Genomic DNA, 25,444 nt, shown 5'->3' on the forward strand with positions numbered 1-25,444 from the left:
GACGGACCCTCTGGGAGACTGTTCCCATGAGGGTCACGGCCAAGTCCGACTACGCCTTGCGCGCACTCGTCGAACTGGCGACGGCACAGCTCGACGTTCCGGACGCCGCTCCCCGCGAGAACCCGGTCAGCGCCGAGGAGTTGGGGCGTCGGCAGGACATCCCGCACGGCTTCCTCCAGGCGATCCTGTCGGACCTGCGCCGGGCCGGGATCGTGGCCAGTCGCCGGGGGAAGACCGGCGGATGGTTCCTCGGCCGCGCCGCCGGGGACATCTCGGTCGCCGACGTCCTACGAGCCGTCGACGGACCACTGGTCAGCGTCTATGACGTCCGCCCCGAATCGGTGGTCTACAACGAGCGCGCCGCGATCCTCCAGCACGTGTGGATCGCCTCCCGCGCCGCGCTGCGCCGGGTGATGGACGCCGTGACGATCGCCGACCTCGCGGCCGGGCACCTCCCGGGCGAGGTCCACGCACTGACCCTCGACACCGACGCCTGGGAGGCCCGCTAACGCTGACGGTAGCGCTCGAGCGCTCTCCTGGCCGGGGACGCCGTCGCACCGTGGATGGCGATGGACGCGACGATCACCAGCGACACCGCGGGCCAGAGTGACCAGCCGTCGTCCTTGGAGAAGTAGCCCATCGCGTAGCAGAGATAGAACAGTGACCCGACGCCCCGGACACCGAAGGCGGCGACGAAGAGCCGCTCGGGGCGCCGCAGTTTGCGATCGCCCAGCAGTGCGATCCAGGCGGTGAGCGGCCTGATCACGAACAGGACCCCGGCCGCCACCACCGCGTGCGACCACTCCAGCCGGAAGACCGCGTCCGAGATGAACGACGCCCCGATCACCAGCAGGACCAGAAGCGTGAGCAGGTGCTCGGTGAACTCGATGAACTCGTGGGCCCGGGCGTGCTTCTCGTCGTGACGCTCCGCCGCGCGGACGCCCAGCGCCGCGCAGAACACCGCCAGGAAGCCCCACCCGCCCACGAGTTCGCCGACACCGTAGGCCAGGAGCAGCGTGGCCACCGCGGCCGCGGGTTCGGCATAGCCGACGAGGCGGTGCTCGCCGATGCGGACCCGGTACAGGGCCGCCCCCACCAGCCGGCCGATGACCCACCCGGCCACGGCCCCGATGACCGTCTTGCCCGCCAGGTCCCAGGCCAGCCAGGTCCAGACCCACTCCGAGGGCGGCCCCTTGGTGGCCAGGAGGATCGCGAGGTAGACGAACGGGAACGCCAGCGCGTCGTTGAGGCCCGCCTCCGAGGTGAGGGCGAAGCGCGCCTCGTCGTGCTCGTCGTCGACCTTCTCCCCCTCGCCGTGACCGGGGCCCTCCACCTGCACGTCGGAGGCCAGCACCGGGTCGGTCGGGGCGAGTACGGCCCCGAGCAGGACCGCGACCGCCGGGGTCAGGCCGAGTGCCCACCACCCGAGCACCGCGACGCCTGCGATCGACAGCGGCATCCCGATGGCGAGCAGGCGCCAGGTGGTGCTCCACCCCCGGAAGGTGAGCGGACGGTCGAGCGCCAGGCCGACGCCGAAGAGCGCGACGATGACGGTGATCTCCGCCATCCGCTCGGCGAGCTCCGCGTGCTCGATGACGTCGACGAGCTGCGACTCGTTGGGCATGAGCCAGCCGATGAGCATGCCCACGCCCACCACGACGATCGGCGCGGACAGGACCCGCTCGCGGAGCAGTCGCGGAAGGAATGAGCCGACGAGCAACGCCGCCCCGATGACCGCGTACATGAGGTCGGTATTGGCCACCGCAGGAGTGTGGCCCCACGGGGGGTCGACGCGCCACCGGACCGCGTCAGGCTCGGGCGGCCGCCTGCTCCGCGGGCTCGTCCCGGTGCACCGAGAACCGGCGCACGAGGATCCTCCACACCAGCGGCCCCACCGTGACCAACACCAGCGTGATGACGCCGATGAGGAGCGGGGACGCACCCAACATCGCCGAGGCGGTCACGGCCAGCACGATCGTGATCCCTCGACGGATCAGCCCCTGGGGGACGCGGCTGGCGAACTTCGAACCAAAGAACGTGCCCACCGCACCCCCGATCAGCAGCGGGACCAGCAGGCCCCAGTCGACCCCGGTGACCATCACGTGGCCGATGGCCGCCGCGATCACGAGCGGGACCGCCTGCACCAGGTCGGTGCCCACCAACCGCAGCGCGGCCAGCGTGGGGTACAGCAGCATGATGCACATCATGATGACCGTGCCAGAGCCCACCGAGGTGATGCCCACCATCAGGCCACCGATCACCCCGACCAGCAGGGTGATGAGCGGCTTGACGGGTGGGTCGGGGTCGTCACCGGTGCGGATGCGCCCGGACATCTCGAAGAAGGCCCGCAGGAAATAGGCCGTCGAGGCCACGATGAGCGTGGCACCGATGGCCTTCTTGAGCAGGCCCTGCACATCGTCGGCACCGATCGCGTGGACGAGCCACGCGCCCAGGTAGGCCGTCGGCACCGACCCCAGGACCAGCCAGAACGCGATCTTGAGATTGGGCTTGCCGTGCCGCCAGTGCACGCCCGCCCCGACGACCTTGTTGACCGCGTTGACCACGAGGTCGTTGGCGACCGCCGCCGTCGGCGGGATGCCCACGAGGATGAGCGCCGGCGTCATCAGCGCGCCGCCGCCCATCCCCGTCAGACCGATCACCACGCCGATCACCGCACTGACGACCAGCAGCCCGAGCGACTCGTAGGTCCAGAGGGCCTCGGGCACCGGCTCAGATCCCCAGGATGGAGCTGAGGATCCGCTGCGCGACCTCTTCGGCCGTCCCGTCCTCGGGACGCACGTGCAGGTCGGGCGTCAGCGGCGGCTCGTACGGCGCGGACACCCCGGTGAACTCCGGGATCTCGCCGGCCCGGGCCTTGGCGTACAGGCCCTTCGGGTCGCGGGCCTCGCACTCGGCCAGCGGGGTGTCCACGAAGACTTCGGTGAAGGGCAGGTCGGCCTTGGCGTGGACCTGACGTGCCGCGTCGCGGTCGGCGCGCATGGGCGAGATGAGGGAACAGATGACGACGACGCCGGCGTCCGCGAACAGCGCCGCCACCTCCGCGGTGCGGCGGATGTTCTCGGCGCGGTCGGAGGCCGAGAACCCGAGGTCGGCGTTGAGGCCGTGCCGCAGGTTGTCGCCGTCGAGGATGTAGGCGGGGTGCCCGGACTCGATGAGCAGTCGCTCGACCTCGGAGGCGATCGTGGACTTGCCCGATCCGGACAGTCCGGTGAGCCACAGCGTGCGACCCTGTCCCCGGTCCCCGCGCTGGACGGCCCCGGCGTGCCAGACCACGTTGGACCCCGTGGTGGCGGGCCCGATGATCATGCCCGCGCCCACGGTGTTCCCGGTGATCTCGTCGACCATGATGAACGCACCGGTGTCGCGGTTGCGGCGGTACGGGTCGTACATCAGCGGGGTCTGTGTGCGCAGGCCGATGCGGCCGATCTCGTTGAGCCCGAGCTCGGTGGAGTCCGGGTCGCGGTGCAGCGTGTTGACGTCGAGCCGGTACTCCATCCCGGTGACGATCGCTTTGGTGTCACGGGTGGTGTGCTTGATGACGTAGCGCTTGTTCTGCTGCAGCGTGGAGACGTCGTCGAACCAGCAGATCATCGCCTCGAGCTCGGCGCCCTGGTGCGGGCGGTTGCCCGGGCGGGCGATCATCTCGCCGCGGACGATGTCGATCTCGTCGTTCAGCGCGATCGTCACGGCGGCGGGCGCGGCGGCCTCGTCCAGCTCCGCCCCGCCCGGGCCCCAGATCGCCTTGACCGTCGACTGCCGACCGGACGGCATGACCACCACGTCGTCGTCGACCTTGATGATGCCGCCCGCGACGGTGCCCGCGAACGAGCGGTGATCCAACCCGTCGGCGCGCTGGGGGCGGATCACGTACTGGACCGGGAACCGGACGTCGGTGAGGTTGCGGTCCGAGGCGATGTGGACGTTCTCGAGGTGGTCGAGCAGCGCCGGGCCGGTGTACCAGGGCATGGCCTCCGAGCGGTCGACGACATTGTCGCCCTTGAGCGCCGACAACGGCACGAAGGTGACGTCGTGGACCTCGAGCTTGGCGGCGAAGTCGGTGAACTCGGTCCGGATGGCCTCGAAGGTGGCCTCGTCGTAGTCCACCAGGTCCATCTTGTTCACCGCCACCACCAGACGCGGGATGCCGAGGAGCGCCGACAGGAAGGCGTGCCGGCGGGTCTGCTCGAGCACGCCCTTGCGGGCGTCGACGAGGATGATCGCCACGTCGGCCGTGGAGGCGCCGGTGACCATGTTGCGCGTGTACTGCACGTGGCCCGGGGTGTCGGCGATGATGAACTTGCGCCGCGGGGTCGAGAAGTAGCGGTAGGCCACGTCGATCGTGATGCCCTGCTCCCGCTCGGACCGCAGCCCGTCGGTGAGCAGCGCGAGGTCGGTGTACTCGTCGCCGCGCTTGGCGGAGGTGGCCTCGATGGAGGCGAGCTGGTCCTCGAAGATGCCCTTGGAGTCGAACAGCAGTCGGCCGATGAGGGTCGACTTGCCGTCGTCGACGGAGCCGGCGGTGGCGATACGCAGCAGCTGGGCCTGCTCGGACATGGTGTGGCCGGGCTCGGCGGTGGCGTGCCCGGTGGTGGCGTGCCCGGTCTCGGCCGGGCGCGTCTCGGTGGTCGGGGTGCTCATCAGAAGTAGCCCTCCTTCTTGCGGTCTTCCATGCCGGCCTCGGAGATCCGGTCGTCGGCACGGGTGGCGCCGCGCTCGGTGACGCGGGTGCCCGCGACCTCGGCGACGACGGCGGCGTTGTCGGTGGCGTCGGACTCGACGCAGCCGGTGCAGGTGGCGTCTCCGACCGTGCGGAAGCGGACCAGCTCGGTGCGCGCCTCCTCGTGCGGGAGGGTCTCGAGGAACCGGGTCTTGGCCAGGAGCATGCCGTCGCGCTCGATGACCTCGCGCTCGTGGGCGTAGTAGATCGGCGGGAGGTCGATGTCCTCGCGCTCGATGTACTGCCAGATGTCGAGCTCCGTCCAGTTGGACAGCGGGAACACGCGGATGTGCTCGCCCTTTCGGTGCTTGCCGTTGTAGAGCTTCCACAGCTCGGGGCGCTGCGCGCGGGGATCCCAGGCGCCGAACGCGTCTCGGAACGAGAAGACGCGCTCCTTGGCCCGGGCCTTCTCCTCGTCGCGGCGGGCGCCGCCGAAGACCGCGTCGAAGCGGTTCTCCTGGATGCCCCTCAGCAGGGCTGCGGTCTGGAGACGGTTGCGGCTGGTGCCGACACCGGTCTCCTCGACCACGCGGCCGGCGTCGATGTCGTCCTGCACGTGGGACACGAGCAGCTGGACGCCGGTCTCGGCCACGACCCGGTCGCGATACTCGATGACCTCGTCGAAGTTGTGACCCGTGTCCACGTGCATGAGCGGGAACGGCATCGGCGCGGGCCAGAAGGCCTTGCGGGCGAGGTGGAACATCACCACCGAGTCCTTGCCGCCGGAGAAGAGCATCCCCGGGCGTTCGAACTGCGCGGCTACCTCGCGGAAGATGTGAACGGACTCCGCCTCGAGCGCGTCGAGATGCGAGAGCGTCACCGCCGACCTCGTCGTCATGCGACCTCCAGTGTCGTGGGCCGTCCGGAACACCGGGCGGCTGATGGCAGACAGATCTGTCTGCCCTCGGGCATCCGGACCATCGTGCGCCCGCGGGGCCCTGATATGCACCTCGGTGAGCACAACCACCGTGCGCCTGTCGACTAATCGACATATCCTGTCGACTATGCGACACGAACCGACAGGTCGGGCGCTCTCGGTGATCGAGTCCCTCGCGACCGACGGCCCTCCCCTACCCCTGGCCGAACTCGCCCGGATCACGGGCGCAAGCCGGTCGACCCTCCACGCGGTGCTGGCCGAGATGGAGTCGCAGGCCTGGGCGGAAAAGGTCGGCGGTGGGTGGCGGGCCGGGCCGAGGCTGCGCGAGGTGGGTGCGGCACTGGCCGCCGAGGTCGATCTCGTCCGGGCGGCCCGCGAGCCCCTCGAGCAGCTGGCCGACGCCACCGGTATCGCCGCCGTGGTCTTCGAGGTCCGCGACGGAATGGCCGAGGTCGTGGACTCGGTCGGTGCCGGCATGAGAACCGCCTCCCGGGAGGTCATGCCCGTCGGTCACGTGGTCCCGGTGCGTGCGCCCTTCGCCCGCGAACTGGCGGCCCGCCTCCCGGTGGTGGAGCAGCGCCGGTGGCTCGCCGACTCCGCGGGGCTCACCCCCGCGGCCCGGGACCGACTGGAGACGGTCCTGCCGCAGATCGCGCGACGCGGGTGGTCGATCGAGCGGCTGACCCCCGCACGCCGCGAGCTGCTGCGGATGGCCGATTCGCTCGAGGCGTCCGGCATCGGCGCCCTGGTCCGGGACCGCGTGTCCGAACTGTTCGTGGAGCTGTCCGAGATCGACGTGACCAATGCCGAGCTCGACTCCGCCGAGGACCTGGCGGTGGCCTCGGTCGCCGCGCCCGTTCTGCGTGCGGACGGCCGCGCGGTCGGCTCGGTGGCCGTCGCCCCGGGACGGCGAATGACCGGTCGGTCCGTCGCCCGTGCCACCCGGGCGGTCAGCGCGTGCGCCGACGCGGTCGCCGCCCGGCTGGCCTCGCGGCCGGGCCCCGCCCTCGCCACCGGCCTGCCCTCGCACCTCGTCCACCCGGCGCACGCGGCCCGGCACCCCTGATCCCGGCCCCGCCCGGCCACCGCCGCGCCCCCGTCCGGCCACGCCCGCCCCGCGCGGCCACCGCCGCACCCCCGACCGCCCCGGCGTCCGTATGGTGTAGATCACACCGATCGACCGGCCGGAGGCGCCCTGTGACCCAGACCGTCCGCCCCTCCTCCCCTGCCCCCGGTGAGGACCACATCGATCTGTCCTGGCGCCGATCCGCATCGTGCGGCCTCACCCCGAAGAGCGCCCGGCCCGGCGCCCCCGACCCACGCGCATCGCGCTCCCACCGGCTCGCCGAAGCCGCCCGCCCGGTGATGGACGACCTGGACGAGGTCCTCAAGGACACCGGGGCGATGCTCCTGCTCGCCGACCGCGAGGGTCGGGTCATCCGCTCGGTACGCGACAACGCCCGGATCTCCCGCATGCTGCTGCGGCGAGGCGTCGACGACGGGGCCACCCTGACCGAGGACGCGGTGGGCAACAACGGCATCGGCACGGCCCTCGAGACCCGCGCCGGGGTGTTCATCCACGGCGAGCAACACTTCGCCGAGGTCCTGCGCGACTTCGTCTGCTACGGGCACCCGATCATCGACCCGCTCACGCGACGCCTGGTCGGCGCGGTGGATCTGACGGGCATGAGTGCCGACGCCTCCCGCATGTTCGCGCCGTTCGTACGGAAGATCGTCGCGGATATCGAGGCCCGCTACGTCGACACCGCCCGTGCCGACGACCGCGAACTGTGGCACCGTTTCGTCGAACGTACCCGCACCTCGGACACCGCGACCTGTGCGTTCGGCGACGAGGTCGTGCTGGCCTCGCACTCGAGCCTGGAACGGCTGGACTCCCGCGACCTCGGCAGGCTCCGGCGCCTGGTCGACCGGCACGAGCTCGGTGACTCGGTCGAGCTGTCGGTGGGTACGGTCGGGGTGCTCTCGAGCCGGGTCGGCCGTCGTGGGCACCTGCTCGACCTGGTCTTCCCGGACCATCAGCACCCGGCCGTACCCGTCCTGGGCAGCACCCGACCGGCCTTCACCGCCCCCGTCGCCGCGTCCATCCCGGGGACGCCGGCGATGCCCGCCGCCTCCGCGCCCGGCTCCTGCGGCGGGGTCACCGGACCGACCCACGCCGTGGTCGGCCCCTCCGGGTCGGGACGGTCGTCGACGGCGCGGGACATCGCGGGCCCGGGCGCCCTGCACGTCCGGCTCGCAGAAGCCGACAGCGCCGACGCCGCGTGGATCGGTCTCGTGGTGCCCGCCTTGCGCGACCAGGGCGATGAGGGCCGACCGCTGGTCCTGGACGACATCGACCTCCTCGACGACGCCGACCTGCGGCGCCTGGCAGCACGCCTACGGTCGGCGGGGGCAGCCCTCGTCGTCGTCACCAGTCGCGAGGACCCCCGCGCGGCGGTGACGGAGGCACTCGACGCGTGCGGGACGAGGACCGTTTTGCGGCCGCTGCACGAACGCGGGGCCGAGAGCGCCGAGATCGTCGCCCGGATGGTGGAGGAGCTGACCGCCGGGAAGGGGCTCGCCCCGATGGTCCCCACGGCGCGCTTCACGGACGCCGTCTGCGCCCTGGACCTGCCCAACGGTCTGATCTCCCTGCGGTCGATCCTGACCGAATGCCTCTCCGAGTCCGGGCACACGGGGTCGACGACGCTCGACGTGGACTGCCTGCCGGCCCGCGCCCGCACCGGACGCCCGCCCCGGGCCGGGGAGCTGGCGAGAGGCGAGTACGACGCGATCGTCGCCGCCCTGGCCGGATGCGACGGCGTCCGGTCACGCGCCGCCAAACGGCTGGGCATCAGCAGAACCACCCTGTACGCCCGGATGCGCGAGTTCGGCCTGTCCTAGCGGGAGGGCGTCGGCCCGGCGTCGGACGTCGGCCCGGCGTCGTCGATGCTGTCGGCGTTGTCGGCGTTGTCGGCGCTGTCCATGTTGTCCAGAATCTGAACACTCGGCGTGCCAACCGCGACCCCATGATGGGTTGTGACCGGCATCACATCGGAGCCGGTCGGATTTCTGGAGGACATCATGACCGGCACACTCTCCCGCGACACCGGCACCACCGGCCGATTCGACGAGCGGCTCAGCGCCGAGGCCCGCGAGTTCCTCGCCCGCCCGCACCAGTTGTTCATTGACGGCCAATGGGTGGACGCCGCCGACGGCCGCACGTTCGGCACCTTCGATCCCGCCACCGGCGCCGAGATCGCGCAGGTCGCGCACGGCGGACCCGCGGACGTCGACAAGGCGGTGGCCGCCGCGCGCCGCGCATTCGACGACGGCAAATGGGCCGGCATGAAGCCCAACCAACGCGAACAGATCCTGTGGCGGATCGGCGACCTGCTCGACGCCAAGGCCGAGATGCTCGGACAGATCGAGGCACTCGACAACGGCAAGTCCGCAGCCATCGCCACCGCCGTCGACGTGGCGTGGGCGGCCGACGTGTTCCGCTACTACGCGGGCTGGTGCACCAAGATCGAGGGCTCCACCGTCAACGTGTCCATGCCGTTCGCCGGCGACAAGCAGTTCCACGCCTACACCCAGCGCGTCCCGGTGGGTGTGTGCGGCCAGATCATCCCGTGGAACTTCCCGATCCTCATGGCGTCGTGGAAGCTCGCACCCGCCCTGGCCACCGGCAACACCCTCGTCCTCAAGCCCGCCGAGCAGACACCGCTGACCGCGCTGCTGCTGGGCGAAATCATGGCCGAGGCCGGCGTTCCCGACGGCGTGGTCAACATCATCACCGGGTTCGGCGACGCCGGCGCCGCCATCTCCGCCCACCACCACGTGGACAAGGTCGCCTTCACCGGGTCGACCGAGGTCGGCAAGCTCATCGTGGACGCCGCCAAGGGCAACCTCAAGAAGGTCTCCCTCGAGCTGGGCGGCAAGAGCGCCAACATCGTCTTTGCCGACTGCGACTGGGACGCCGCCGTGGCCGGTTCCGTGGCCGCCTGGATGTTCAACCACGGCCAGGCCTGCACCGCCGGCACCCGACTCTACGTGGAGGACTCCATCTACGAGGAGTTCACCCAGGCCGTGGCCGACGCCGCCGCCCAGGCCACCATCGGTCACGGCCTCGACCCCGCCACCACGCTCGGCCCGGTGGTCGACCAGGACCAGTTCGACAAGGTCTCCTACTACCTGCGCGCCGGGATCGAGGACGGCGGGCGGGCCCTGACCGGCGGTGGGCGCCACGGCGACACCGGCTACTTCATCCAGCCCACCGTCTTTGTGGACGTCGAGCCCGACCACCGGGTGGTCACCGAGGAGATCTTCGGCCCCGTCGTGGCGGCCCTGCGCTTCTCCGACCTCGACGACGCGGTCCGCCAGGCCAACGATTCGATGTACGGCCTGGCCGCCGGAGTGTGGACCCAGGACATCTCCAAGGCACACAAGGTCGCGAGTCGACTTCACGCCGGCTCGGTGTGGGTCAACCAGTACAACGGCTTCGACACCGCCATGCCGTTCGGCGGGTTCAAGCAGTCCGGCTGGGGCCGCGAGCTGGGCCAGGGTGCGCTCGACCTCTACACCCAGACCAGGTCGGTCAACATCCAGCTCTGAGTCATCGGGCTCCGCGAACCGGGACCCGGCGTCCCCGTGACCGCTCCGGGGACGTCGGCGACTCCCTCTCCTCCTACTCAACCCTCCCCCTTGCACCTGTCCACCCTGCACTTCCCACCCTGCACGTCCCACCTCCTGCGCTCCCCGAAAGGAACACCGCCGTGAAGACCAAAGCAGCAGTACTGTTCGACCTCCACAAGCCGTTCGAGATCATCGAGCTCGACTTGGACGATCCCGGCCCCGGCGAGGTGCTGATCAAGTACACGGCCGCGGGCCTCTGCCACTCCGACCTACACCTGTCCGACGGCTCGCTCCCACCGCGCTTCCCGATCGTCGGCGGGCACGAGGGAGCCGGCATCATCGAGGCCGTGGGCGTGGGCGTCACCAAGGTCAAGCCGGGTGACCACGTGGTCTGCTCCTTCATCCCCAACTGCGGGACCTGCCGCTATTGCTCGACCGGCCGACAGAGTCTGTGTGACATGGGCGCGACGATCCTCGACGGTCACATGCCCGACGGCACCTTCCGCTTCCACTCGGACGGCAAGGACTTCGGCGCCATGTGCATGCTCGGCACCTTCTCCGAGCGCTCGGTGATCTCGCAGCACTCGGTAGTCAAGGTCGACGACTGGCTGCCGCTGGACAAGGCGGTGCTGGTGGGCTGCGGCGTGCCGTCGGGCTGGGGCACCGCGACCTACGCCGGCAACGTCCGCCAGGGCGACACCGTGGTGATCTACGGCATCGGCGGCCTGGGCATCAACGCCGTCCAGGGCGCCGTCCACTCGGGGGCCCGGCACGTCGTGGTGGTGGACCCCGTCCAGTTCAAGCGCGACGAGGCACTGAAGTTCGGCGCCACCCACGCCTTCGCCGACGCCGCCGAGGCCCACGCCGAGGTCGAGAAGCTCACCTGGGGCCAGATGGCGGACCAGGCCCTCATCCTGGTCGGCACCGTCGAGGAGCAGGTCGTCTCGAGCGCCTTCGACGTGATCGGCAAGGGCGGCCGGGTCGTGATAACCGGCCTGGGCAACATGACCGACAAGACCGTCCAGGTCAGCGGCACGATGATGGCCCTGTTCGGAAAGACCATCACGGGCACCCTGTTCGGCTCGGCCAACCCGCAGTACGACATCGTCAAGCTCCTGCGACTGTATGACGAAGGCAAGCTCAAGCTGGATGAACTCATCACCACGACCTACACACTCGACCAGGTGAACGAGGGCTACCAGGACCTTCAGGACGGCAAGATCATGCGAGGCGTGATCATCCACGACACCTGATCCGTGCCTGGCAGCCGTCCCGCCAACTCCGCCCGCAGCCGCGCGCAATCACTGCATCCGCTCACGAACTATCGTGGGCGGCTGCAGTGATTGCGCGCGGTTGTCCGGCGAGACCTGGTCCAGGACTGCCAGACCCTGAATTTCACAGGGCCGGCTTTTCCACAGGGCCCGGCCACCGGCCTTCTTTGTGGGCCGGATTCACCAGGGGGCCCTGGCACCGTTGCCGCCATGACACCAGCGATCCCGTTTGTCACGGGGCAACCATTCACCACGGCAGAGGCGACCCGGGCGGGACTGTCGCACCGCGCACTCACTGCCGCGGTCTCTGCAGGAAGCCTGATCAGGAGCAGGCACGGGTGGTTCCATGTGCCCGTCGCCGGTGAGTCCCGGAAGGCCTCCGCCGTCAGGTCCTCCAGGATCGCGCTGGCGGAGGGGCCGGCCGGGGCACTGATCAGCCACCACACGGCAGCGGAGCTCCACGGCCTCCCCCTCGTCAGAACCCGGACCCAGGGCGTCCACCTGACGGTCGGCCGGCCCGCCGGAGGCCGCAGGACCCCTCACGTCCAGATCCATACCTCTCCGGGGAGTTCCCTGTCAGCCACCGAGGTCGACGGCATCCCCGTCACGACCGTTGATCGGACGATCATCGACCTTGCCCGCACTGCAGGCTTCGATGCGGGTGTCTGCGCGGCAGACCATGCGCTGCGCCTGAAGTTGGTCACGCGGGCTTCCCTGGTGAACGAGCTCGAACTCCACCGCGGCCGCACCGGTGTCGCGATCGCCCGAGAGGCTGTCGAATTTGCGGACCCGCTCGCGGAGAGCCCCGGTGAATCGCTCTCGCGCTGCGTCATGAGATCCCTGCGTGCGATTCCGGCGCCTCGACTGCAACATCGATACCTCTCCGAGGAAGGGCAGGTTATCGCCCGGACCGACTTCTCCTGGGGAGAGGGCGCACTGGCCGGGGAGTTCGACGGCAGGATCAAGTACTCCGGCCGCGCCGGCAACAGCGCGGACCCGAGCGAGGTGGTGTGGCTCGAGAAGCAGCGCGAGGACCAGCTGAGGGATCTCGGCGTCGTGGTGATCCGGTGGATCTGGGACGACCTGTTCAAGCCCGTCCGGTTCGAGCGACTGCTGCTCGGCGGGCTACGACGAGCGCACCTCCTCTGACCTGTCCACAGCCGACCTCACGCACCGGCCAGCAGCGCACCTCACGCCATCCGCGCGCAACCACTGCAACCGCTGACGAATTCTCGTGCGCGGCTGCACCGTCTGCGCGCGGATGCTGGCGCGGCTGGGCCCGGCACGCAGCTGGGCACGGCGTGCGGCTGCGCCGAGTCGGCTCAGGGCGTGGGCGCCCCGCCCGTCACCGACAACGTGTTGCCGGTCGTGTACGACGACTCCTCGGAGGCCAGATACACGTACGCGCCCGCCATCTCCACGGGCTGGCCGGGCCTGCCGAGCGGATTCTTCTGCCCGAAGTACGGGAGCTTCTCCGGCTTCTGCCCGCCGGTGACCTGCAACGCGGTCCAGAATGGCCCGGGCGCGACGGCGTTGACGCGGATCCCCCGGGGCGCGAGCTGCTGCGCCAACGCCTTGGACATCGTGTTGACCGCAGCGCGAGAGGTCGCGTAGTCCACGAGGCCCGGCGACGCGGTGTAGGCCTGGACAGACGAGGTGAAGATGACGCTCGCACCGGGCTGCAGGTGACCGAGCGCTTCCTGCATCATCCAGAACGGGGCGGAGATGTTGACGTTCATCGTCTCGGACCACTGCTCGGAGGTCAGGTCCTCCAGGTTCTCCACGTACGTCTGCCGGGCGGCGTTGAGCACCAGCACGTCGATCCCGCCGAGCCCCGCGACGGCGTCGCGGACGATCCCCCGCGCGACCTCCTCGTCGCCGACATCGCCGGGGAGCAGCACGCATGTCCGCCCGGCCTCCCGGACCAGTCGCGCGACCTCGTCGGCATCGGACTGTTCGGACGGCAGGTAGCCGATCGCGACATCCGCGCCCTCGCGGGCATACGCGATCGCCACGGCCCGGCCGATCCCCGAGTCGCCTCCGGTGATGAGCGCCCGCCGACCCGTGAGGCGACCGTGGCCGACGTACGACGTCTCGCCGTGATCCGCGGGCGGGTCGAGCTCCGACGCGAGCCCCGGAACGGGCTGCGACTGCAGCGGAATGTCCACCTCGTACTTGGAGGTGGGATCGACCAGCACGGCGCCGTCGACCAGCACCGCGGCGTCGGGCTGGGCGGCGTCGGGCTGGAGAGCGTCAGGCTGCTCGGAGGGTGAAGCGGTGGGGTCGGTGCTCACGTGTGGGCCTCCTGGATCGTGTGGCTGCATCGACCGTACGCCCCGCCGCGCGACCACCCGTCCGGATGCGAGGTCGTGCCGAATCCCCCACACTGCGGAAGAGAACTCAACTTCCCTCGAGACGAAGGAGCAAGCATGCCCCGTTACCGCGTGATTGACCCCGAGCAGAACGTGATCGACGAGAAGGAGTTCGCCGACGACACCAAGGCCTACGACTGGTTCAAGACGGTCGAGGTCCCGGACGACGCGCTCGGTTACGCCATGGAGGTCGACATGGACGGCAAGTGGACACGCTTCGAGATCAACGACGGCGGCACCAACACCTCCCCCGCGGCCGACGAGGGCACCGGCATCGCCTGAGCCCGCCCCCGCGGACAGCGTCACTCCGCCTCGCCCATCCCACTTCTCGTGGGGGGAGCGGGGCGGAGTCGCTCATTTCGACCGCCCCGCCCGGTGGAGGTGGCCGCGGATGGCGAGCATCATCGAATCCATCCGCGCGGCCTCGTCGAGCAGTTCCGCGACGACGGCCGGCGCGTTCGAGCGATTGTCCAGGCAGGCGGTGTTGGCCCGCTCCAGCAACCCGGCGAAGTCCGGATCGGCATCGAGGTGGTCTCTGATCTCGGGGTACGCGCCCTCCAGCGGGGTGCCGATCCCCAGCGTGAACCGGATCTCGTACCAGCGGTCGAGGGTCTGCGTCAGCGCTTCCAGCGCCAGGAGGTGGGTCCGCCGGGCCGAGTCCACCGCCCGCTCGGCGGTGAGCTGCACCGGGTCGGCCCCGAGTCTGAGCCGTCGGCGGCGGGCCAGATCCGCCAGCCCCGACTGCACCAGCCATCCGGTCGCCGCAACCCAGGTGGCCAGCCCGGCGACAACCGTGAGCAGGAGCAACGCGAGGATGAGCGGCACGACATCACCCCCCGCCCAGTGCACGCAGGACGAGCGTCAGCGGGACGGACAGGAGCACCGCCGCCAAGATCCCGGCCCCGATCAGTTTCCCCACGCCCGTCCAGCGCAACTCCGCGCACTCCGCAGCGAGCGCAGCGGGTGACAGGGGTGACGCGAGACGCCCGGCCGCTGCCGCGTGCGCCTCCGCGACCGTCGGCCAGGTCGCCGGGACGTGGGCGTGGGGGTCGCTTCCGAGTTCCTCGGCGACGACGAGCGCCCGCTGCTGATCCCATTCGGCCAGCCGCTGGTCGAGTTCGTACACCGCCGCCTCGGCCGCCTCGATCCGCCGCCCCTCGGCGGTTCGCGGGGAGGTGACCGACGGCAGTTCCATACCTCCAGCTTCCACCACCCGAGCTGGGCCGGGCAAGGGTCAGCCCTTGACCAGCCCGCCGTCCACGATGAGGTTCTGTCCGGTCACGGCCCGTGCCCACGGGGAGGCGAAGAACAACACCGCGTCGGCGAGTTCGGCCGGGGTGATCACCCGTCGCAGCGGGGTGCCGGAGGCGATGATGTCGAACACCTCTTCAGGTGTAGCGGCGCTGGCGTCGGTGGTGCGCAGCAGGCCGCCCGAGACCATGTTGACCGTGATGCCGTCCGGCCCCAGATCCGTGGCCAGGGTCCGGGTGAGCGAGAGTGCGGCGGCCTTGGCGGCGGTGTAGTCGTGGTACGGCACCACCGGGTGCTGGAACAGGTTGGTGCCGATGTTGACGATCCGGCCGAACCCGGCCTCACGCATCCCCGGCAGCGCGGCCTGGGTGGTGGCGAGGGTGGCCTTGACCGCGCCGCGCAACTGCGAGTCGAAGTCCTCCCAGGTCAGGGTCTCCGGACGCGGCCGGGCATCGCCGTTGAACTCGAAGTCGGCCAGCGCGTTGTTGACCACCGTGCTGATCGGCCGACCGAAGTGGGCGCGGGCCGCGTCGAAGAGGCCGCGCACCTCGTCGTCGTCGGTCACGTCGGCGCGTAGTGCGACGGCGCGGCCGGAGCCGAGCTCACGGACGAGGTCGGTGGCGGCGGCCTCGCTGCGTCGATAGTTGACGACGACGAGGGCGCCCTCGCGGGAGAAGGCGCGGATGATCTCCACGCCGAGTCCGCGGGCTCCGCCGGTGACCAGGACGACCTGCTCGCTGATACGCATGCTGTTCTTTCCGGTACTCACTGCCACTCGCTTCCCGGTGGTTCCGCACGGCGAAGGTGATGAGTACCCGCCCGCCGCGCGACAACCGCACGACTTGCAGGCGACGCCGCCCGGGGCGACGCACACGACATTCCTCCGCTGGAACTACCCAGTTCAGGTTCGACGGGTGTGATCTCAGCTGCCCGGACGGGCAGCACCCCGTGTCGAAGCCGAGCCTACCCCGAGATTGCACCAGCTCACCGGCCCCGGCTCAGTCGAGCCCTCGCTTCATATTGTGGGCATTGCAGTCCTTTCTTTCACTTAGGCAACGAGAAAGGGATACGTTTTCAATGTCACCGACTCACGCCATCATTCAGCCAGGGGATCGCTTCATGTACTTTCTCGTCTTCCTCATGGGCATGGCCCTCCTCGTCGGGTTCTTCTGGCTGTTGTCGCAACTGCTTCCCTACCTCATCGGGTTTGCAGTCCTGACCGTCGTGGTAATCGGCGGCATGTACATCTTCAGCAATAAGAGCGGTTAGAACGGACAAGAATTGCGACAATCGGGCCACTATCCCGTGCCCGCCCGCGACAAGCGGCAACCGTCTGCTCCCGCTTCCGTTCCCTTTCTGAGAATCGGGCTGCTAGTGACCCGAACCGATCCGCCCCGCGCACCTGGACACCCGTCCTAGGATCTGCGCATGACCCCCGCCCCGCCGCGCGATCAGCGCCCCTCCGACACCGCTGATGTCATCGTGATCGGCAGCGGTTTCGGTGGCGCGGTGTCGGCTTTCCGGCTCGCCGAGGAGGGGCGTTCGGTCCTGGTGCTCGAACAGGGTCGTCGTCATACCCCCGCCGATCTCCTCGCCGCCCGCACCGACCCGCGCAGGTATCTGTGGCTGCCCGAGCTGGGGCTCAGGGGATTCTTCTGGCAGCGGGTCCTGCGGCACGTGGGCATCATCGGCGGCGCGGGCGTGGGCGGCGGCAGCATCGTGTGGGCCGGCGTGCTGCTCGAGCCGAAGGACGAGTTCTTCACCGACCCGGCCTGGCCCCCGGTGGCCGACGGGTGGCGCGCCCAGCTGGCCGGGCACTACCGCACCGCCGCCCGCATGCTCGGGCGCGAGACCACCAGCCACGTCGGCGAGATGGACGAGCACCTCGAGGCCACGGCGCGGTCGATGGGCGCCGGCGAGACGTACGGCCCGACCCCGATGGCGATCTGGTTCGGCGCACCCGGCGAGGAGAGCGTGACCGTGCCGGATCCGTTCTTCGGGGGCGAGGGTCCCGACCGCACGGGGTGCCGGCTCTGCGGCGCATGCCTGGTCGGCTGCCCGTACGGAAGCAAGAACACCCTCGACCTCAACTACCTGTGGCTGGCCGAGCGCCGCGGCGCCCGGATCCTCCCCGACACCAAGGTCGACACGATCGCCGAACGCCCCGACGGTGGATTCGAGGTCCGCACCGCGGGCGGTGAGACGCTACACGCGGCCGAGGTGGTGGTGGCGGCGGGCGTCCTGGGCACCGTCGAATTGCTGTTCCGCTCCCGCGAGCTGGGCCTGCTCCCCCGCGTCTCGGCCCGGCTCGGCGAGGGTGTGCGCACCAACTCCGAAGCCATCACCGCGGTCCTGGCCGACGACCCCGATGCCGACCTCACCCCCGGCCCCACCATCTCGAGCGAGTTCTACCCGGACGCCGCCACGCACGTCACCCAGAACCGGTACGTCGGCGGCTGGCACATGCGGCTGCAGCTCGGCCCGCTGATCGACGGCACCGACCCCGCCCGACGCCGGCGCGCGGCCCTGGCCGAGCTCGCGCGCCACCCTGTGCGGCAGGTGCGGCTGATGACCGCGCGCAACTTCATCGAGCGCCTGAGTGTGTTCACGGTGATGCAGAACGTGGAGAACGAGATCCGGCTCGTGTTCGACCGCTCCCCGATCACCCCGTGGCGGCGGGTGCTGCGGTCGCGGGCCGGGAAGGGCGAGCCGGCCCCCAGCTACCTGCCGCAGGCCAACGAGGTCGCGCGGCGGTTCGCCGAGTCGGTGGGCGGCCGGCCCCTCAACCTGCTGCTCGAGAGCGTGGGCGGCAAGTCGATCACCGCCCACGTGCTCGGCGGCGCGGCGATGGGGACCGACGCCTCCGACGGCGTGATCGACACCGATCACCAGGTCTTCGGACATCCGGGTCTGTACGTGGTGGACGGGTCGTCGATCCCGGCGAACGTCGGCGTCAACCCGAGCCTGACCATCACCGCCATGGCCGAGCGGTTCGCCGCCCGCCACCGGGCCCGCCGCGCCGCCTCCCCCACCGCCGACACCGCCACCGCGTCCCCTACTGCAGCGTCCCCTAACCCCGCATCCCCTAACCCCGCGTCCCCTAACCCCGCGTCCCCTAACCCCGCGTCCCCCAACCCCACGTCTCCCACGATCGGAGCCCCGTGACCGCCGCCCTGCCGACCTCGCTCGGCCGACTGCGCGCCCTGTTCTCGCAGGCCGCGCCGCCGACCGACCCGCCCACCCCGGGCGACTACCTCGTCACCTTCGTCGGCCCCGCCCCGCTGAGGGTGGTGGCACCGCGCGCGATCGCCCTCGGCGGCATGCCGGGCTGGCAGGGCAAGCGTTTCGCCCCCGGGGGCGGCGCGATGAACCTGGTCGACGACGACGAGGGCCGCCCGCCACGGGAGACCCTGCCGATGCGGGTGACGCTGGAGTCCTCGTGGCTCGACGGCGGTCAGGTGATCGTCTGCTCGTACGGCGCCTCGAGCCCGGTGCCGTGGCGTTGGGTGCGGGACGAGTTCCGGCCGCTCGACGACCGGCGCCTGATCGGCCTGACTTTCGCGGGCGGGCCCTGGTCGCGGGTCGCGGCGGCGCCGCTGCTGCTCACCCGGGCCTGAGCGCGGGGCGGGCGGCCGGGCGGGTCACCTGCCCGCCCGCGGCGCCTACGCGAGGCGACGCAGTCGCGGTTCGAGGTCGGATGTGAAGAGGTCGAGGAAGCGCTTCTGGTCGTGTCCGGGGGCGTGAAAGACCAAGTGGTTCAGGCCCGCGTCGACGTACTTCTTGACCTGTTCGACGGCGTCGTCGGGGTCGGAGGCGACGATCCACCGCTTGGCGACCTGCTCGATCGGCAGCTCGTCCGCGAGCCGCTCCATCTCCCGCGGCGAATCCACCGAATGCTTCTGCTCCGGGGTCAGGGACAGCGGCGCCCAGAACCGGCAGTTCTCCAACGCCGCCTCAGGGTCGGGGTCGTAGGAGATCTTGATCTCGATCATCCGGTCGATCTGCGCCGAGTCCCGCTCATTGATCTGCGCTCCCTCCTCCACGGCCGGGAGCAACTTGTCGGTGTACAGCTCCATCCCCTTGCCGGAGGTGCAGATGAACCCGTCGCCCACCCGGCCGGCGTACTTGGCCACCACCGGACCGCCCGCGGCGACATAGACGGGCACACCACCCTCGGGAACGTCGTAGAGGAAGGCATCCTTGGTCGAGTAGAAGTCGCCCTCGAAGTTCGTCGTCTCACCCGTCCACAACTCGCGCATGAGACGAACCGACTCGCGCAGGCGCGCGAACCGCTCCTTGAACTCCGGCCACTCGCCCCGGTGGCCGGTCGCGATCTCGTTCAGCGCCTCGCCGGTGCCCACGCCCAGGAACACGCGGCCCGGGTAGAGGCACGCCATGGTGGCGAACGCCTGGGCGAGCACGGCCGGGTTGTAGCGGAACGTGGGCGTGAGCACCGAGGTGCCCAACTGCAGCCGCTCGGTGCGCTCCCCCACCGCCGTCATCCACGCCAACGAGAACGGCGCATGACCACCATCGTGGCGCCACGGCTGGAAATGATCCGACACCGTCGCCGAATCCATCCCCGCCTGCTCCGCCATCACGGCGAACTCCACCAGATCACGCGGACCGAACTGCTCGGCCGACGCCTTGTAACCGAGCTTCACAGGCGGGGTCTCGGGCATGCGGGGCTCCTTGGGGTCGTAGCGGTGTGGTTGATGTGTGTCGAGGTCATGCGCTGATGTACTTCTCGCCGAACCGGGCGATCGACTCGCACTTGGCGTCCAGCGGGGCGTCGTATCCGTGGCCCTCGATCAACCACGGGATGACGATGACATCGGTGACCCCCGCCTCCTCGAGTTGGGCGAAACCGCGGCTGCCGTATCGGTCGGTGCAGGCCACCTGAATCTCGAACGGCCGGCCGTCCCCGCGGTCGGCGAGGGAGCGGCCGTCGGCCTCGAGCAGGTCGCCGAGGCGGGTGATGGTGGCGGCGATCTCGTCGAATCCCATCATCGCCGAGGTCCACCCCTGGCCGATGCGGACGGCTCGGCGGAGGGCCGGGGCGGTGTGCCCGCCCACGTAGAACGGCACCTGGGCCACGGGCGGCGGGTCCAGGGTGAGGCGGTCGAAGTCGAAGTGCTCACCGTGGTATTCGAACCACCCGCCGTCACCGGCCAGCCGGATGATCTCGAGCATCTCGTCGACCCTCTTGCCGCGCCCGGGATACGGGACGCCGCACCACGCGAACTCGTTGGGATCCCAGCCGATCCCCACCCCCAGGTCGACGCGTCCCCCGGTCAGGTGCGAGACCGTGGACAACTGCCGCGCCAGCAGCAGGGGCTGACGGGGGCCGAGTTTGAGGACCTGCGGGCAGAACCTGAGGGTCGAGGTGACCACACCCATCGCGGCGATCGCGGTCAGTGGCTCGACCCACGGGGTGTGTTCGTCCCACATCCGCGACCCGTCGGGCGTGTAGGGGTAGTCGGCGTCCTGCCGGTGGGGCAGGAACAGCGAGTCGGGGAGCGTGACGCGGGCGAAACCCGCGTCCTCGGCCGCGCGGGCCAGGCCGAGGAGTTGATCGATCGGGCTGAACGCGACCGGAACGGAGAACTGCATGATGTGGCCTCTTCTGTCGGAAACGATGGACGCGGTGGTCAGCCCCAGCGGGACTGACCGCCGTCGAGCGGGACGGTCACGCCGGTGAGATAGGACGCCTCCGACGAACACAGCCACGCCACGGGCCGGCCGATGTCCGCCACGGGGTCGCCCACCCTCCCGGCCGGTATCCCGGCGATGAACTGTTCTGCCTCCTCCGGGTTGTGGCGCATCCACCAGTCCAGGCCGGGGCTGTGCGCGTGGGGGGCGACGTTGAGTGCGCGGATCCCGTCAGCGCCCCATTCGCAGGCGGCCGCCCGGGTGAGCGCCCGGATCGCCTCCTTCACCGCGGCGTAGACGCCGTAGTCCGCCGCGTCCCACCGCACCGCGGCCGAGGAGACGAGATTGATCACCACCCCGCCACCCCGCGCGACCATGTACGGGCGGGCGAGCTTCATCAGGCTCAGCGACGCCCGGGGGCCGGCCTCGAATGCCGTGCGGAACGCGGCGTCCGTGCACTCGTCCAGCGGCATCGGTTCGGCGAGGTTCGCGTTGTTGACCAGGATGTCCACCGAGCCCAGCCACGACACCGCCGTCGCGATGATCGACTCCGCCGCCGTGTCGTCGGTGATGTCGACGGCCAGGGAGTCCGCCGTGCCGCCGGTGGCGCGGATCTCCTCGGCCACCGATTCGAGCTTGCGCAGTGTCCGGCCCACCAGCAGCACCGCGGCCCCGGATTCGGCCAGGGCGAGGGCTATCCCCCGACCCACGCCCTGTCCGGCGCCGGTCACGACGGCCACCTTCCCGGACAGGCGGGCCGCGGCACGGGCGGGGATCATCGTCGTGCTCGAGTTCGTCATCGAGGCCTCCACGTAGGTGCAGACGGACCGGAGTGTCGACCCGCCACCGCTACTGTAGTCACTTGTGTACGGAAACTGTAGTCAACTGTGTACACCGCGGTATCGTCAGCTCCGCCCCCCTCCGCCACCAGACCGAAGGACTGCCCGTGAACAGCATCGACAGGGACATCAGCACCACCGATGAGTGGCGAGCGCTCGAGGCGCTGGCGGCCTCGACGGGCGAGACCACCCTGCGCAGGTTGTTCGACCGTGATCCCGACCGCGGGACACGACTGGGCGTGACGGCAGGCGATCTCTACGTCGACCTGTCCAAGAACCTGGTCACCGATGAGGTCGTCACCGCGCTCCTCGGCCTCGCGCGCGTCGCGGACCTGCCGGGCCGCCGCGCGGCCATGTTCCGCGGCGACCGCATCAACACCCCCGAAGACCGTGCCGTCCTCCACACGGCTCTCCGACGAGACGCCGATGACACGCTGACCCAGGATGGTCGCGACGTGATCGTCGACGTCCACGAGACTCTCCGGACGATGACCGCCTTCGCCGAGCGGGTCCGGAGCGGGGAATGGACCGGGTACACCGGCAAGAGGATCACCACCGTGCTCAACATCGGGATCGGCGGATCGGATCTCGGACCCGCGATGGTCGACCGGGCCCTGCGCCCCCTGCAGACCGCCGGGATCACCGCCCACTACGTGTCGAACGTCGACCCCCGCGACCTCGACTCCACCCTGGCCGAAATCGACCCCGAGACCACCCTGGTGATCGTCGCCTCCAAGACGTTCACCACCCAGGAGACCCTCGCGAACGCCCACGCCGCCCGTCGATGGTTTCTCGATCGCCTCGGCGCGGAGGACGCCGTCGCCGCGCACTTCGTCGCGGTCTCGACCGCGTCCGACGAGGTGGCTGCGTTCGGCATCGCCGAGGAGGCGGTGTTCGGGTTCTGGGACTGGGTCGGTGGCCGCTTCTCGGTGGGGTCCGCGATCGGGCTCAGCTGCATGATCACCCTCGGGCCCGGGGTCTTCACCGAGTTCCTGGAGGGCATGAGCACGATCGACGAGCACTTCGCCACCGCGGCGGACGATCGCAACGCGCCACTGCTCATGGGGCTACTGGGCGTCTGGTACACGACCTTCCTGGGTGCCCAGACCAAGGCCGTCATCCCCTACGCACACGATCTCGCCCGCTTTCCCGCGTACCTCCAGCAGCTGACCATGGAATCGTTGGGCAAATCGGCCCGCCTCGACGGTTCCCCGGTGGGCTACCCCACCGGGGAGATCTACTGGGGTGAACCCGGGACGAACGGTCAGCACGCGTTCTTCCAATTGCTGCACCAGGGCACCCACCTCGTCCCCGTCGACTTCATCGGGCTCGCCCGCCCCGCGGGCGGGATCATGGCGGCCGACGACCGCGCCTCCATGCACGACCTGCTCGTGAGCAACATGTTCGCCCAGTCCCGGGTGCTCGCGTTCGGCCGGACCGACGCCGAACTGCGGGCCGACGGCACCGACGCCACGCTCACCCCTCACCTGGTGATGCCCGGAAACCGTCCCTCGACCACGATCCTCGCGCCCGCCCTGACCCCCGGCGTGCTCGGACAACTCATCGCTCTGTACGAACACGTGGTCTTTGTCCAGGGGGTCATCTGGAACATCAACGCCTTCGACCAGTGGGGGGTCGAACTGGGGAAGAAGCAGGCCCGCGACCTGTACCCGGCACTCGCCTACGACGAACCCGGAGGCGTCGACCCAGGCGGAGTCGACCCAAGCGGAGTCGACCTGGATTCCTCCACCGCGGCCCTCATCGCCCGCTACCGGACGGCTCACGCCCGTGACGGGTCGGCGACGCGTGGCTAACCCGCGGCCTCGTACTTCGCCGCCAGGCGCGAAAGCGTCTCGGTGATCCCGGCGGCGTTCTGGTCCGCGACGCCGACCTTCTCGAAGAACTTCCCGATCTTCGAGGTCCGGTTGTCGAAGCTCTCGGTGACCTCGGTGCGCCCGTCCGCGGTCGGGGTGAACTCCCAGCGCCAGCGGTGGCCGGCGGGGTGCGCCCACTCGATGACCTTCTGGTCGGGCTTGTCGATGTACTCGGTGACCGTGCTGGTGATGCGGTACGGGACGCCGTACATGCTCATCGAGGTGGTGAACTTGGCGCCCTCGGACAGGGTCGACGGGCCCTTGATGTTGTCGCGGACCGTTCCCGACCCGTCGACGAGTCCGTGCTTCCGCGGGTCTGTGACGAGCGCGAACAGCTCCTCGGCGGGGGCGTTGACGGTGACGCTGCGGGCGACGACGCGGGGGCCGCGGTCGACGGTGGTGATGGCTGTCATGGCAGATCGGTCCTTCCGGAGGTCTCGGGATCGGATCACATCACGATAGGGCCGCGGCCGGTACCGCAGTGGTCTGTAATCGGTGGTGAGTGGTTGGTGGCCGGCGGTCAGTGCGAGGTTCGTCGCGCCACGTCACGCCACAGTTCGGCGACGCTCCCCACGACCACACCGATGCCGGCGCCCATCACGATCCAGGTGGCCAGGTTCGGGGCGCCGGCGATCACGGCCCCGAGGACGGTGCCCACCCCGGCTCCGTAGACGAGCCCCAGCCCGACGAGCGGTCCCGCCGCGTATGCCCTCATGGGTGCACGCTACGACCACCCCTGAGCGGGATCAACGGATCAGTGCAGACCCACCTGGCGGACATGGCCCGCGGCGTCGTGGCCTGGGGCATCATCACCGCTACGTCACCCCGCAGCCCACCAACGGGCCGGGCTCCCGCGAAAGGACCCACCTTGATCACCCTCACCGTCCTGTACCCCACGCCCGAGGACGTCGAGAAGTTCGACGAGTACTACATCGGGACGCACATCCCCCTCGCCCACAAGGTGCCCGGCCTCGAGGATGCCAAGGTCACCCGCTTCCTGCCCGGCCCGGACGGATCCGCACCCGAATTCCACCTCATGGCCCAGCTGTACTTCGCGGACGCCGAGGCGATGGGTGCTGCGATGTCCACCGAGGAGGGCCGGGCCCTGGTGGCGGACGGCGCCAACCTCGACGTCACCCCGTCCATGCTCGTCGGCAGCACCGAGTAGTCGGCAGCACCGGGAAACAGCCTCACCGGACGTCCGCCACTCCCCACGACCCGAGCCAGATCGCCTTGACGGACGCAAGCATCCGGGCCGACTCGGCCTCGGCGGGCTTGAGCGAGCGGTCCTTGTAGAACGCCATGACGATCATGTCCGTCAGCCTCTCCACGATCGCCCCGTGGTCATCGGACAATGGGGAGATCAGACCGGCCTCCGCGTCCCGCCCCATCTGCTCCGAGAGGTGACGATTCAACCCGGTCACCAGTTCGGTCCAGCGGGCCCTCACCTTGTCGTCGTATCCCGTCGCCTGGACACCCGCCACCATCACCTGGTCGTGTTCCACCCACGCGGCGTAGGACTGGCCGAACAACCTATCGAAGTAGTCGGAATGCGGTTCCCCGGCCCGGCGGTGGTAGCTCCCGATGGTCTGCACCCAGGCATCCCACGCCCGGCCGACCAACTCACCCAGAACGTCGTCCTTGGACTCGAAGTAGAAGTAGAAGTTCGGCCGCTTGATCCCGGCGGCCTCGGTGATGTCCTTGACCGAGATGTCCAGCGCCGGCATCTCGCCGAGCAGCTTCTCGAAGCCGTCGAGGATCCCCTGCCGCTGCACCTCACCCTTCGGGATACGCCGGCGACGGCCGTCGATCGCGTCGGAGGCCGGTGTCGGTGACGGGCCGGAAACCATGGTCGCCAATCCTAGGGTCGTGGGACGCGCGGCTCGACAGGCGTGCGGGCCGGCGACGACATCCGGAAGAGACATCCGGCGGAGA

28 protein-coding genes and 1 riboswitch are annotated in these 25,444 nt (G+C 70.1%); of the genes, 12 read left to right on the plus strand and 16 right to left on the minus strand.

Going from position 1 to position 25,444, the window contains the following annotated elements; genetic code table 11:
* Positions 1 to 26: 26 nt before the first annotated feature.
* Complete coding sequence (locus L8M95_RS05960) at positions 27 to 509, plus strand: Rrf2 family transcriptional regulator (protein ID WP_260488582.1); 483 nt, start codon at positions 27 to 29, stop codon at positions 507 to 509.
* Here L8M95_RS05960 and L8M95_RS05965 read toward each other — a convergent pair.
* The 4 genes from L8M95_RS05965 to cysD are packed head-to-tail and all read right to left on the minus strand — an operon-like array spanning position 506 to position 5,576.
* Positions 506 to 1,762: a sodium:proton antiporter gene (locus L8M95_RS05965; protein ID WP_260488583.1), complete on the minus strand. Its 1,257-nt coding sequence runs from the start codon at positions 1,760 to 1,762 to the stop codon at positions 506 to 508. The genes L8M95_RS05960 and L8M95_RS05965 overlap by 4 nt on opposite strands.
* 46 nt (positions 1,763 to 1,808) lie before the next feature.
* The gene (locus tag L8M95_RS05970) at positions 1,809 to 2,726 is read right to left on the minus strand and encodes a sulfite exporter TauE/SafE family protein (RefSeq protein ID WP_260488584.1); all 918 of its coding nucleotides are present in this window, start codon (positions 2,724 to 2,726) and stop codon (positions 1,809 to 1,811) included.
* Between the two features lie 4 nt (positions 2,727 to 2,730).
* Positions 2,731 to 4,659, minus strand: a complete 1,929-nt coding sequence (cysN, locus tag L8M95_RS05975) for a sulfate adenylyltransferase subunit CysN (protein WP_396119537.1) — start codon at positions 4,657 to 4,659, stop codon at positions 2,731 to 2,733.
* The gene (gene cysD, locus L8M95_RS05980) at positions 4,659 to 5,576 is read right to left on the minus strand and encodes a sulfate adenylyltransferase subunit CysD (protein WP_260488585.1); all 918 of its coding nucleotides are present in this window, start codon (positions 5,574 to 5,576) and stop codon (positions 4,659 to 4,661) included. Before cysD ends, cysN begins: the two co-directional genes overlap by 1 nt.
* A gap of 166 nt (positions 5,577 to 5,742) precedes the next feature.
* On the opposite strand from cysD, the gene L8M95_RS05985 reads away from it, so the two are divergent.
* Together L8M95_RS05985 and L8M95_RS05990 are read left to right on the plus strand one after the other, a co-directional pair.
* Positions 5,743 to 6,681 (plus strand): IclR family transcriptional regulator, encoded by a 939-nt coding sequence (locus tag L8M95_RS05985; protein WP_260488586.1) that lies wholly within the window; start codon positions 5,743 to 5,745, stop codon positions 6,679 to 6,681.
* A 131-nt stretch (positions 6,682 to 6,812) separates the two neighbouring features.
* Positions 6,813 to 8,519: a helix-turn-helix domain-containing protein gene (locus L8M95_RS05990; RefSeq protein ID WP_260488587.1), complete on the plus strand. Its 1,707-nt coding sequence runs from the start codon at positions 6,813 to 6,815 to the stop codon at positions 8,517 to 8,519.
* Here L8M95_RS05990 and L8M95_RS05995 read toward each other — a convergent pair.
* A complete protein-coding gene (locus L8M95_RS05995) occupies positions 8,516 to 8,701 on the minus strand; it encodes a hypothetical protein (RefSeq protein ID WP_260488588.1) in 186 nt (61 codons plus the stop codon). The genes L8M95_RS05990 and L8M95_RS05995 overlap by 4 nt on opposite strands.
* Here L8M95_RS05995 and L8M95_RS06000 point away from each other — a divergent pair.
* Positions 8,700 to 10,229, plus strand: coding sequence for an aldehyde dehydrogenase family protein (locus L8M95_RS06000; RefSeq protein WP_260488589.1), 1,530 nt, complete (start codon positions 8,700 to 8,702; stop codon positions 10,227 to 10,229). The genes L8M95_RS05995 and L8M95_RS06000 overlap by 2 nt on opposite strands.
* Before the next feature lie 161 nt (positions 10,230 to 10,390).
* Positions 10,391 to 11,503 carry an NDMA-dependent alcohol dehydrogenase gene (locus L8M95_RS06005; protein WP_260488590.1) on the plus strand — a complete coding sequence of 371 codons (1,113 nt, stop codon included), beginning with the start codon at positions 10,391 to 10,393 and terminating at the stop codon, positions 11,501 to 11,503.
* A 594-nt stretch (positions 11,504 to 12,097) separates the two neighbouring features.
* On the opposite strand, the gene L8M95_RS06010 is transcribed toward L8M95_RS06005, so the two are convergent.
* Positions 12,098 to 12,259, minus strand: coding sequence for a hypothetical protein (locus L8M95_RS06010; RefSeq protein WP_260488591.1), 162 nt, complete (start codon positions 12,257 to 12,259; stop codon positions 12,098 to 12,100).
* Between the two features lie 93 nt (positions 12,260 to 12,352).
* Between L8M95_RS06010 and L8M95_RS06015 the strand changes: the two genes are divergently transcribed.
* Positions 12,353 to 12,670 (plus strand): hypothetical protein, encoded by a 318-nt coding sequence (locus L8M95_RS06015; protein WP_260488592.1) that lies wholly within the window; start codon positions 12,353 to 12,355, stop codon positions 12,668 to 12,670.
* A 173-nt stretch (positions 12,671 to 12,843) separates the two neighbouring features.
* Here L8M95_RS06015 and L8M95_RS06020 read toward each other — a convergent pair whose 3' ends face one another.
* Positions 12,844 to 13,737 carry an SDR family oxidoreductase gene (locus tag L8M95_RS06020; protein ID WP_396119758.1) on the minus strand — a complete coding sequence of 298 codons (894 nt, stop codon included), beginning with the start codon at positions 13,735 to 13,737 and terminating at the stop codon, positions 12,844 to 12,846.
* 213 nt (positions 13,738 to 13,950) lie between these two features.
* Between L8M95_RS06020 and L8M95_RS06025 the strand changes: the two genes are divergently transcribed.
* On the plus strand, positions 13,951 to 14,175 hold the full coding sequence (locus L8M95_RS06025; protein ID WP_182634560.1) for a hypothetical protein: 225 nt from the start codon (positions 13,951 to 13,953) through the stop codon (positions 14,173 to 14,175).
* Between the two features lie 72 nt (positions 14,176 to 14,247).
* Here L8M95_RS06025 and L8M95_RS06030 read toward each other — a convergent pair whose 3' ends face one another.
* Genes L8M95_RS06030 through L8M95_RS06040 form a run of 3 tightly spaced genes read right to left on the minus strand, consistent with a single transcriptional unit; the run spans position 14,248 to position 15,892 of the window.
* Positions 14,248 to 14,718: a hypothetical protein gene (locus L8M95_RS06030; protein ID WP_260488593.1), complete on the minus strand. Its 471-nt coding sequence runs from the start codon at positions 14,716 to 14,718 to the stop codon at positions 14,248 to 14,250.
* Positions 14,719 to 14,722: 4 nt separating this feature from the next.
* A complete protein-coding gene (locus L8M95_RS06035; RefSeq protein WP_260488594.1) occupies positions 14,723 to 15,088 on the minus strand; it encodes a hypothetical protein in 366 nt (121 codons plus the stop codon).
* A 39-nt stretch (positions 15,089 to 15,127) separates the two neighbouring features.
* Positions 15,128 to 15,892, minus strand: a complete 765-nt coding sequence (locus tag L8M95_RS06040) for a 3-oxoacyl-ACP reductase (RefSeq protein WP_260488595.1) — start codon at positions 15,890 to 15,892, stop codon at positions 15,128 to 15,130.
* A 113-nt stretch (positions 15,893 to 16,005) separates the two neighbouring features.
* A riboswitch (TPP riboswitch) is annotated at positions 16,006 to 16,103 on the minus strand.
* Positions 16,104 to 16,263: 160 nt separating this feature from the next.
* Here L8M95_RS06040 and L8M95_RS06045 point away from each other — a divergent pair.
* The 3 genes from L8M95_RS06045 (at position 16,264) to L8M95_RS06055 (ending at position 18,761) form a co-directional block, all read left to right on the plus strand.
* Positions 16,264 to 16,413, plus strand: coding sequence for a hypothetical protein (locus L8M95_RS06045; RefSeq protein WP_260488596.1), 150 nt, complete (start codon positions 16,264 to 16,266; stop codon positions 16,411 to 16,413).
* 159 nt (positions 16,414 to 16,572) lie between these two features.
* On the plus strand, positions 16,573 to 18,309 hold the full coding sequence (locus L8M95_RS06050; protein ID WP_260488597.1) for a GMC oxidoreductase: 1,737 nt from the start codon (positions 16,573 to 16,575) through the stop codon (positions 18,307 to 18,309).
* On the plus strand, positions 18,306 to 18,761 hold the full coding sequence (locus tag L8M95_RS06055; protein WP_260488598.1) for a hypothetical protein: 456 nt from the start codon (positions 18,306 to 18,308) through the stop codon (positions 18,759 to 18,761). The genes L8M95_RS06050 and L8M95_RS06055 overlap by 4 nt, the downstream gene beginning before the upstream one ends.
* A gap of 45 nt (positions 18,762 to 18,806) precedes the next feature.
* On the opposite strand, the gene fgd is transcribed toward L8M95_RS06055, so the two are convergent.
* The 3 genes from fgd to L8M95_RS06070 are packed head-to-tail and all read right to left on the minus strand — an operon-like array spanning position 18,807 to position 21,596.
* On the minus strand, positions 18,807 to 19,826 hold the full coding sequence (gene fgd / locus L8M95_RS06060) for a glucose-6-phosphate dehydrogenase (coenzyme-F420) (RefSeq protein WP_260488599.1): 1,020 nt from the start codon (positions 19,824 to 19,826) through the stop codon (positions 18,807 to 18,809).
* A gap of 46 nt (positions 19,827 to 19,872) precedes the next feature.
* Positions 19,873 to 20,757, minus strand: a complete 885-nt coding sequence (locus tag L8M95_RS06065; protein ID WP_260488600.1) for a TIGR03619 family F420-dependent LLM class oxidoreductase — start codon at positions 20,755 to 20,757, stop codon at positions 19,873 to 19,875.
* A gap of 38 nt (positions 20,758 to 20,795) precedes the next feature.
* Entirely contained in the window at positions 20,796 to 21,596 is an 801-nt protein-coding gene (locus L8M95_RS06070) for an SDR family NAD(P)-dependent oxidoreductase (protein WP_260488601.1), read from the minus strand.
* Between the two features lie 155 nt (positions 21,597 to 21,751).
* On the opposite strand from L8M95_RS06070, the gene pgi reads away from it, so the two are divergent.
* Positions 21,752 to 23,449, plus strand: coding sequence for a glucose-6-phosphate isomerase (gene pgi / locus L8M95_RS06075; protein ID WP_260489181.1), 1,698 nt, complete (start codon positions 21,752 to 21,754; stop codon positions 23,447 to 23,449).
* Here pgi and L8M95_RS06080 read toward each other — a convergent pair.
* A complete protein-coding gene (locus L8M95_RS06080; protein ID WP_260488602.1) occupies positions 23,446 to 23,922 on the minus strand; it encodes an SRPBCC family protein in 477 nt (158 codons plus the stop codon). The genes pgi and L8M95_RS06080 overlap by 4 nt on opposite strands.
* 107 nt (positions 23,923 to 24,029) lie before the next feature.
* A complete protein-coding gene (locus L8M95_RS06085; RefSeq protein WP_260488603.1) occupies positions 24,030 to 24,224 on the minus strand; it encodes a hypothetical protein in 195 nt (64 codons plus the stop codon).
* Positions 24,225 to 24,377: 153 nt separating this feature from the next.
* Here L8M95_RS06085 and L8M95_RS06090 point away from each other — a divergent pair, with 153 nt between their 5' ends.
* Complete coding sequence (locus tag L8M95_RS06090; RefSeq protein ID WP_260488604.1) at positions 24,378 to 24,677, plus strand: EthD family reductase; 300 nt, start codon at positions 24,378 to 24,380, stop codon at positions 24,675 to 24,677.
* Between the two features lie 22 nt (positions 24,678 to 24,699).
* On the opposite strand, the gene L8M95_RS06095 is transcribed toward L8M95_RS06090, so the two are convergent.
* The gene (locus tag L8M95_RS06095) at positions 24,700 to 25,359 is read right to left on the minus strand and encodes a TetR/AcrR family transcriptional regulator (protein ID WP_260488605.1); all 660 of its coding nucleotides are present in this window, start codon (positions 25,357 to 25,359) and stop codon (positions 24,700 to 24,702) included.
* Between the last annotated feature and the right edge of the window lie 85 nt (positions 25,360 to 25,444).

It is taken from the genome of Dietzia sp. B32 (assembly GCF_024732245.1).
Classification (GTDB): domain Bacteria; phylum Actinomycetota; class Actinomycetes; order Mycobacteriales; family Mycobacteriaceae; genus Dietzia.

Bases quoted from the DNA above. Each gene is read 5' to 3' on its own strand.
- L8M95_RS06095 (WP_260488605.1), bottom strand. From the start codon at position 25,359: ATGGTTTCCGGCCCGTCACCGACACCGGCCTCCGACGCGATCGACGGC.
- L8M95_RS06045 (WP_260488596.1), top strand. From the start codon at position 16,264: ATGTACTTTCTCGTCTTCCTCATGGGCATGGCCCTCCTCGTCGGGTTC.
- L8M95_RS06065 (WP_260488600.1), bottom strand. From the start codon at position 20,757: ATGCAGTTCTCCGTTCCGGTCGCGTTCAGCCCGATCGATCAACTCCTC.
- L8M95_RS05995 (WP_260488588.1), bottom strand. From the start codon at position 8,701: ATGATGTCCTCCAGAAATCCGACCGGCTCCGATGTGATGCCGGTCACA.
- L8M95_RS06000 (WP_260488589.1), top strand. From the start codon at position 8,700: ATGACCGGCACACTCTCCCGCGACACCGGCACCACCGGCCGATTCGAC.
- cysD (WP_260488585.1), bottom strand. From the start codon at position 5,576: ATGACGACGAGGTCGGCGGTGACGCTCTCGCATCTCGACGCGCTCGAG.
- L8M95_RS06050 (WP_260488597.1), top strand. From the start codon at position 16,573: ATGACCCCCGCCCCGCCGCGCGATCAGCGCCCCTCCGACACCGCTGAT.
- L8M95_RS06035 (WP_260488594.1), bottom strand. From the start codon at position 15,088: ATGGAACTGCCGTCGGTCACCTCCCCGCGAACCGCCGAGGGGCGGCGG.
- L8M95_RS06085 (WP_260488603.1), bottom strand. From the start codon at position 24,224: ATGAGGGCATACGCGGCGGGACCGCTCGTCGGGCTGGGGCTCGTCTAC.
- L8M95_RS05960 (WP_260488582.1), top strand. From the start codon at position 27: ATGAGGGTCACGGCCAAGTCCGACTACGCCTTGCGCGCACTCGTCGAA.
- L8M95_RS06025 (WP_182634560.1), top strand. From the start codon at position 13,951: ATGCCCCGTTACCGCGTGATTGACCCCGAGCAGAACGTGATCGACGAG.
- L8M95_RS05985 (WP_260488586.1), top strand. From the start codon at position 5,743: ATGCGACACGAACCGACAGGTCGGGCGCTCTCGGTGATCGAGTCCCTC.
- L8M95_RS06040 (WP_260488595.1), bottom strand. From the start codon at position 15,892: ATGCGTATCAGCGAGCAGGTCGTCCTGGTCACCGGCGGAGCCCGCGGA.
- fgd (WP_260488599.1), bottom strand. From the start codon at position 19,826: ATGCCCGAGACCCCGCCTGTGAAGCTCGGTTACAAGGCGTCGGCCGAG.
- L8M95_RS06015 (WP_260488592.1), top strand. From the start codon at position 12,353: ATGAGATCCCTGCGTGCGATTCCGGCGCCTCGACTGCAACATCGATAC.
- cysN (WP_396119537.1), bottom strand. From the start codon at position 4,659: ATGAGCACCCCGACCACCGAGACGCGCCCGGCCGAGACCGGGCACGCC.
- L8M95_RS06080 (WP_260488602.1), bottom strand. From the start codon at position 23,922: ATGACAGCCATCACCACCGTCGACCGCGGCCCCCGCGTCGTCGCCCGC.
- L8M95_RS06070 (WP_260488601.1), bottom strand. From the start codon at position 21,596: ATGACGAACTCGAGCACGACGATGATCCCCGCCCGTGCCGCGGCCCGC.